This is a genomic window from Ornatilinea apprima (assembly GCF_001306115.1).
In the GTDB taxonomy this organism is placed as follows: Bacteria; Chloroflexota; Anaerolineae; order Anaerolineales; family Anaerolineaceae; genus Ornatilinea; species Ornatilinea apprima.
This window is the reverse complement of record NZ_LGCL01000034.1, coordinates 63,449-71,213: the sequence shown is the minus strand read 5'-3', so window position 1 is coordinate 71,213 and position 7,765 is coordinate 63,449. Positions and strand designations below refer to the sequence as shown.

The window sequence follows — 7,765 nt, the reverse complement described above, 5'->3', positions numbered from 1 at the left end:
GTATCCATTCATCGTTGGGTTACCTGACACCTGCCGAGTTCGAAGCTGCTTGGCTGTCATCACAATCAGTGGTGGGTACCCCCTAAACTATCCCTGTTTTTGTGTCCAGTTTTATGGGTCCACCACACATGCCAGATCAGATTCAAGGCCTGCCACCCCTTCACGAAACCCATAACAGTATCAGTCCAGAAACATCCACAAAACACGCCCCGCGCGCCATCCGCCTTGAAAAAATCATCGACAGCGTCTTTCGCGCCTCGCCCATTGGCATTGGGTTGGTGATCAACCGCGTGCTGATTGATCTTAATCAGCAGGTCTGCGAGATCACCGGCTATAGCTATGATGAACTTGTCCACCAGAACGCTCGCATCCTTTACGCCACCCAGGAAGATTTTGATTTCGTGGGAAGCGAAAAATACCGCCAGATCCGCGAGAGCGGCAGCGGCACGGTAGAAACCCGCTGGCAGCGCAAAGACGGCAGCCTGCGCGACATTCTCCTTTCTTCCACACCCCTCGACCTGAACGATCTTTCGCAGGGAGTCATCTTCACCGCAGTGGATATCACTCTACAAAAGCACATCCAGCGCGCCCTGCGCGACAATGAGAAACGCTACCGCCTGCTGGCCGAAAATTCCACTGATGTGATCTGGACGCTGGACTTGAACGGCCGTTTTACCTACGTCAGCCCCTCGGTGGAACGCTTGCGCGGCTTCACACCCGAAGAAGTGATGCGCCAAAGCCTGCAAGAAGCGCTGACCCCCGCGTCTTTTCAGGTGGTTTCGCGAGGCCTGGCCGAAATGGCCAAAGATATTGCCACCAACCAGATTCACGGCAAAGATTACCCGGTAACCGAATTAGAACAGCCTCATAAGAACGGCTCTACCGTCTGGACGGAGGTGATCGTCAATCCCATGTTCGATCAGGAGGGCGAATTCCAGGGCATTCTGGGCGTTACCCGCGATATCACCGAGCGCAAAAAGACCGAAGAGGTTCTGCGCCATTTTGTTGAGATCATCTCAGCCACTTCTGACATGCTCTACATGGCCGACCGAAACTACACCATCAAAGCCGCCAACCTGGCCTATCAAAAAGCCTACGGCCGCACCGAAGTAGAAATGCTCGGCCAGCCCCTGAGAGATATTGTTGGGGAGAGGGCATTTGCAGATGGCATCCAGTCCCATTTTGACCGCGCCTTACAGGGAGAAATTGTCTCCTACCAGTGGTGGTTTTCTTTCCCCAACGTTGGTAAACGTTTTGTTGACGTAACCTATTATCCCTACCGTGATGACAGCGGCGCCATCACAGAAGTGGTTGCCAGTATTCGCGACATCACCAACCAGAAGATTGCCGAGAACGCGCTGCGCGAAAGCGAAGAGCGCTACCGCCTGCTGGTGGAAAACCAGAGCGACCTGGTGGTCAAAGTGGACCCGGAAGGGCGCTTTCAGTTTGTCAGCCCCTCTTACTGCGAAACCTTTGGAAAAACTCCGGGGGAATTAATTGGCAAAACCTTCCTGCCCCTGGTGCACGAGGATGACCGCGCCGCCACCACCGAGGCCATGCGCGCTCTGTACTCCCCGCCTTACAGCTGCCAGCTCGAACAGCGCGCCATGACCAAAAACGGCTGGCGCTGGCTTGCCTGGGCCGATAAAGCCGTGCTGGATGAAAACGGGCGGGTGGTCTCGATTGTGGGGGTGGGCCGCGATATCACCGAGAGCAAACTGGCTCAAGAAAAAATGCAGCAGGCCGCCGCCGTCTTTGAGAGCACACTGGAAGGCGTGATCATCACCGATACCAGCTCGCGCATTGTTTCAACCAACGAAGCCTTCACCCGCATCACTGGCTACCGCCAGGAAGAGGTGCTCGGCAAAACACCTGCCATCCTGCATTCCGGCCGCCATACGCCAGAGTTTTACAAGGAAATGTGGGATACGGTGCACAAAACGGGCAGCTGGCGCGGCGAGGTTTGGAATCGCCGCAAGAATGGCGAGCTTTACCCGCAGTGGCTGACCATCTCCACCGTGCAGGGCGCCAGTTCCAAGCCGCAGTATTACGTCGGCGTGTTCTCGGATGTCAGCGCCATCAAAAAGTCTGAGGCCGAGCTGGAACACCTGGCGCACCACGACCCGCTCACCGACCTGCCCAACCGCCTGCTGTTCAACTCGCGCCTTGAGCACGCCATTCAGCGCTGCGTGCGCGAGAATGGCCAGCTCGCCGTGCTCTTTTTAGACCTGGACCGCTTCAAGAACGTCAACGACAGCTTTGGGCACCACTTTGGCGACCTTTTGTTGATCGAAGTGGCCCGCCAGATCTCTCACCAGCTGCGCGAAGCCGACACGGTTGCCCGCCTGGGCGGTGATGAATTTGTGATCTTGCTGGAAGATCTGCGCGAATACGAAGACGCCGCCCAGGTGGCCAATAAAATCACCCAGGCCCTCTCCCATCCCTTCATCATCAACGAGCGTGAGATTTTTGTTACCGGCAGCATCGGCATCAGCGTCTACCCCGCGGATGGCAAAAGCGTAACCGAGCTGGTTAAAAACGCCGACGCGGCCATGTACCGCGCCAAAGAAACCGGCCGGAACAATTACCAGTTCTACACCTCCGAGCTGACCGCCGAGGCCTTTGAGCATGTGGTGCTGGAGACGCAGCTGCGCCGCGCGCTCATTCACGAGGAGCTGGAGCTGCATTACCAGCCCATGATTGACCTGTGCAACCGTCGCCTGGTCGGAGCCGAAGCCCTGGTGCGCTGGAATCACCCCACCCAGGGGCTGGTCTTCCCGGCGCGGTTTATTCCCCTGGCCGAAGAAATTGGCATTATTCACGCCATTGGAGAGTGGGTGCTGTACGAAGCCTGCAGCCAGGCGGTCAAATGGCTGCAAGACGGCCTTCCCTTTGAGCGCATTGCCGTCAACATCTCCGGCCAGCAAATCCAGCGCAACGACTTCACCAGCACAGTCGAGTCGGTTCTGCGCAAAACCGGTCTTAATCCGCACTATCTGGAACTGGAGGTTACAGAAACCTCGGTGATGAAACAAGCGGAGAAGAGCATTCGCGCCCTGCAGTCGCTGCGCGACCTGGGCATCAGCGTGGCTATTGATGATTTCGGCACCGGCTACTCATCCCTGTTCAACCTCAAACGCCTGCCGATCCACAAAATCAAAATTGACGGCTCCTTCATCCACCACCTGCCCGAAGATAACAATGACGCCGCGATTGCCAGTGCCATCATCGCCATGAGCAAAGCCATGCAGTTGAAGGTGATCGCCGAAGGAGTGGAAACCCAGACGCAGATGGAATATCTGCTGAATGAAGGCTGCCATCAGGCGCAGGGCTTCTACTTCAGCCGGGCTGTGCCCGCCAGAGAATTTCCGAGGGTGGTTGCCCCCTGGATAAAACCAGCCGCTTAGCTGCCGCTGAAGTGATCATAGACCAGCCGGTCAATCCGCTTCCAAAACATTCCCGCTGTTAACCCAACCGCCTCTGCCAGGCGGGCATATAGAATGCGTCGGGGCAGCCGCCGGCGCAGGGCGGCCTTCAACGCGGGTGAGTTCACCGCCTGCAGGTAACGCGTCAGCCAATAACCGCGCGCGTAACGGTAGATAATATCATCCGTCCCACGAAAATAAAGATTGGTGTTCATCAACAGCCAGGCGCGCGGTCCGCGGCGCGGCTTTTTCAACAGTTGCAGGGTGTCTGTGCGCACCGTATCGCGCCCCAGCGCCAGGTCTGCGGTGCGCATGGCCAGGCCCTCATTCAACCAGGCCGGCAGCCTCAGGTGAGCCGCGGCGGCGTGAGCCAGCTCATGCGCCGCCAGGCTGCGAATTTTCAATTGCGAGTCGGGCTGCTCAACAAAGATGCTCTGGCCTATCGTGCGATCCGATGCTGCCACCAGACGGGCAGGTTTCACCCCCACCACAGGCCTGCCGGGGTAAGGAACCGTCCAGCCGCCAACATACGTCCACATGGCGCGCATGCGCCGCGCCCACAGCGGATAGCCCAGCGCGTAGATCAACCGCCGCAGGGGCGGCGCCGAGTTAAAAATGAACTCGCGCCAGTCGGTCATCACATATACCCGGCAGCCCCGCGCCAGAGCCAGCCCCCACTCCTCTTGCAGCAGCGGCAGGCTGTCCCGGCAGGCCTGCGCGATCACCTGCGCGTCGAGCGCGTCTTCCGCGTGAAAGTAGACGCTTAATCCGCCCGCGTCAGTTTGCTTCCAATCTTCACCCGGCATGTTCATCGTCTCTCACGGTATTCATTCGTGTGGCACAATACGCACAAACGCCGTCTCGCCGCCCGCCTGCGGCCAGAAGCGCAGCAGATGCGCCTCCAGGTCCAGCTCGTGCCGCCCGGCGGAGGTGATCACCTCGCCGCCGGTGGGGTACTGCAGTTCAGGCACAAACACTTCCAGGGGCGCGTCCACGGCCGGGTCGGGGGCAAATTCAAACTCAAAGTGGCGGCTGAGCCAGTCAAACGCCATTTGCAGCGGCTTGCCCGGCACCTTGCGCGCGTAAGGCCGCACCACGGCGCGCAGCGCCCGTCCGCCGTCGTGGATGCTGCCGCTGCCGGTTATCTGGTCGCGCGAGAAGATCGACAGGTCTTCATCGTTCCACTGGTCGCCGCGCTCGTTGGTATTATCTGCCGTGTAATTCCACAGGGTAAAGCTGGCCAGGTTGGCCTCCAGGGCGCGCATGGTGGCGTCCATGGCGCGCGTCTGCACCGCGAACTTGCCGGTGCTATAGGCGCGCTTGCCGTTCATATCAAAGGGAATGCCCACCTCGCCGATCAGAGTCGGCACGCCGCCCATGTTCTCTTCGGCGGCGTGAATGCTGGCCGCCACCTGGCGGTTGCGCATGGCCTGTGTTTTCTGCATCCCCACCACAATCCGCCCGCTTTGAATATCATAGCTGTGCAGGCGGCTGAAACTCTTGGTAAAGAGCGTGTAATTATCGTACCAGTGAATGGCATGCACCACCTGGGCCGCGTCGGCGGGCGTCCAGGCCATGTGCGCCTCCAACGGCACGCCTTCCACAAACAGAATCGCGTCCGGCAGCTCGGCACGGATGGCGGCGGCGTAGCGGTTGGCAAAGGGGCGGAAGTAATCGCGGTAGAAATCCACCTCGCGCTCGCCCACCCGCGCGAAATAATCCGGCTTCAAGATTTCGGGCTGGCCCTCTGCGTTCACACCCCACACACCGTGCGCTTTCCACAGCGGTTCCATGCCCTCACGCCAGGCCGAGACGCCATCGGGGTTGATCAGCGTTTTCCCGGCCCGTTTTGGACCGCTGGCGGCCAGCTGCCACAATTCCACCTCGGTGGGCAGCCCCGCCCCGGCCCGCATCGCCTCAAACGCCGAGGGCGCCTCACCCTGCAAAAAACCCAGCCCCATGCGCTGGTTCAGATCGCGGCAGCCGATCAGCCCCGCGGACGGCTCGTTGAGCGTGTCAAAGCCGGCCACATTGGGCAGCCCTTTCAGGCGCGCGGCCACCTGGCGCATGGCCTCAATGTAATGCCCCTGCAGATAGTCTTGCGCGCTCTGCCCTTCGATCTTCAGGTTGGGGGCAAAATCATTGCCGCCAAAAAACAGCGTCCACATCGTCAGGTTGGCCAGCTTGCCGTAGTTGGTCGGCCAGATCATGCGCGGCAGGGGATCGCCGTGCTCCTGATGAGTGATGGCCGCCCCGCAGGCCGTTAAGCGCGCCATCTCCAGCCCCACCGCTTCCAGCGTCCAGCCCGGCGCGCCGTCGCCGCCGGTGAAGCGGCTCCACACGTCCTGGTGGGGGTCTATGAAGAGATTAATCTCATAGTCCGCGGCCTTCTCCACCACCGCGCGCACATAATCGAGGTAAGCCTCATCATACTGCCCCGGCCCAGCGTGCTCCACCGCCTCCCAGGTTACCAGAAAGCGCAAAAAGTCCAGTCCCCAAGCCTTAAGGCGGGTGAAATGCTCATCGGCCTCCTCCAGCGGGAACGGCCGCCCCACAAAAGACACCTCGCGGTGCTGGTAAAAGCCTTTCTTTCTCCAAGTCGCCCCATCGGGGGAGAACGGCACTTTGCTGCTGCCACCCAAATTCACTCCGCGCAACAGCAGAGTGCGGCCCAGCTCATCTACAAAACGCGTGTCTTGCAAGCGAATCATCACAACACTCCTTTAGCTACCCCCGGATAAAATTCCATGTTTAATTCTACAAGAGGTTCCTTCACAGGGCAAAAGCGGAAATCAAAACCCGGCCCAAAGAAGGGCCGGGGAATTATGGATTATCCAACCGAAAAATTTACGGAAGCTGAATCACTGCCTCCAACAGCGGGTCTCGCAGTCCAAAGTAATCCTGGCTGGTGAAGGGCACGGCCACGTCCGGCTGCAGCGAGCGGATACCTGAATCATCAGGGGGATTATCCGCCAACCAGATACCCATACGCGCCATGTTATCGCCCTGGTCATTGGCCTCACCGCGGGCAATGGAGAAGAACTTGGTCGAGTAGGTTACCAGCAAACCCGAATTGGGCAGCGTGAACGAACGCACCTCGCCAAAATGATCGGGGCGGTCGGCAGTTGGCTCACCCACCAGGGTCGCGCCGGCCATCGACTGCAGGTCCAGGGCGTTGAGAATGGCCGAAGAGAAGGTATTGCGGCTGATGAGCACAAACATGCGTCCCTCCTGACTGATGGGGTGCTGGCTGAGGCGCTCAATCAACGGGTCGAGCACCGCCGAATTGCCGCCGCCGTTGAAGCGCAAATCGATCACCAAACGCTCCACCGGGTTGGCGTCCAGCGCCGCAAACAGCTCATTGGCAAAGGTTTGCATCGGGCGCTCCGGCGAATCGACGCAAGAATTGTATTGGAAGAAGAGCGTATTCGTATCCGGCAGAAATTCAAACCAGTAGACCTGGTCAGTCTTGCTTAAGTAGAGCGGCTTTTCCTGGCCAGACATGCCGTTGTCAATCCCCTCGCGATATTCCTCCGCGCTCACCGCGGCCAGGCTCAACTCAAAGGGCGTGCCATCGGCGCGCTCAAAGCCCAGCCGCACCTGCTGCGCGCTCTCCGCCAGTCCCAGTGCCTCAAGCACATCTGCGGTCAGCAGCAAATTGGCGATGTTGGAGCGCAGACTCATTTCATTCTCGCTTGAGATGTACGGCTCCAAGCGCTCCACCACCTCGTCCAGCGGCGTGTCTTCCACGCTCACCAGGCGCGCGCCCAGCGCCTCCTGCGATTGGGGCATCACCCCGGTGACCACCAGTCCGTCATCAAACCAATACAGCCGCAGCGGCAGCAAGCTGGCCTGACGCCACTGCGCCGGTACGGCGCGTGTGTGCGCGTCGCCAATCGCGGCGGTCAGGCGCACCAGTTCCAGGCCGATCTGGTTATCACTCAACTGGGGCACGCTGGCCTTCAGCGATTCAATCTCCTGCGCGAACTGCTCCGCGCTCAGACTGTGAAAAGCGTTGATATGCAGGCGCGGGAGTTGAGTGGCGTAATAGTCAATATCCGCGATCCATTTTTTCTCACGGCTGCCTTTGGTGGGCGCAACCTGCGCTGCTTTGCGATACGGCGCGGGCAGCCAGGTGGTATAGCGGGTGGAAACATAACCCACCCCCCATACCAGCGCCAGCATCCCCGCCAGAACTGCCAGCAATACTGGCAATAGACTTCGTTTCTTTGGGTTTTGATTGTTCATTTTCATACTTCTTAATACGGTTAACCATCAAAATCGTTTCACGCGCAGCGGCCATATTTTCGCCCCACTCCAGAGAATGGGGCGAAAGATCA

General features: G+C 59.2%; 4 protein-coding genes. 1 reads left to right on the top strand and 3 read right to left on the bottom strand.

All coding sequences use genetic code 11. From position 1 onward, the window contains the following. The first annotated feature begins 128 nt into the window (after positions 1 to 128). Positions 129 to 3,407, top strand: coding sequence for a sensor domain-containing protein (locus ADN00_RS14645; RefSeq protein ID WP_075063744.1), 3,279 nt, complete (start codon positions 129 to 131; stop codon positions 3,405 to 3,407). Here the strand turns inward: ADN00_RS14645 and ADN00_RS14640 are convergent. The 3 genes from ADN00_RS14640 to ADN00_RS14630 form a co-directional block, all read right to left on the bottom strand. Continuing rightward, positions 3,404 to 4,237, bottom strand: a complete 834-nt coding sequence (locus ADN00_RS14640) for a hypothetical protein (RefSeq protein ID WP_075063743.1) — start codon at positions 4,235 to 4,237, stop codon at positions 3,404 to 3,406. The two genes, ADN00_RS14645 and ADN00_RS14640, sit on opposite strands and share 4 nt — an antisense overlap. A gap of 15 nt (positions 4,238 to 4,252) precedes the next feature. After that, entirely contained in the window at positions 4,253 to 6,136 is a 1,884-nt protein-coding gene (locus ADN00_RS14635; RefSeq protein WP_075063742.1) for a glycoside hydrolase family 5 protein, read from the bottom strand. 136 nt (positions 6,137 to 6,272) lie between these two features. Continuing rightward, entirely contained in the window at positions 6,273 to 7,673 is a 1,401-nt protein-coding gene (locus ADN00_RS14630) for a S41 family peptidase (protein ID WP_075063741.1), read from the bottom strand. Positions 7,674 to 7,765: the final 92 nt, after the last annotated feature.

Coding starts and splice junctions, on each gene's coding strand:
- ADN00_RS14630 (WP_075063741.1), bottom strand. CDS start 7,673: ATGAACAATCAAAACCCAAAGAAACGAAGTCTATTGCCAGTATTGCTG.
- ADN00_RS14640 (WP_075063743.1), bottom strand. CDS start 4,237: ATGAACATGCCGGGTGAAGATTGGAAGCAAACTGACGCGGGCGGATTA.
- ADN00_RS14635 (WP_075063742.1), bottom strand. CDS start 6,136: ATGATTCGCTTGCAAGACACGCGTTTTGTAGATGAGCTGGGCCGCACT.
- ADN00_RS14645 (WP_075063744.1), top strand. CDS start 129: ATGCCAGATCAGATTCAAGGCCTGCCACCCCTTCACGAAACCCATAAC.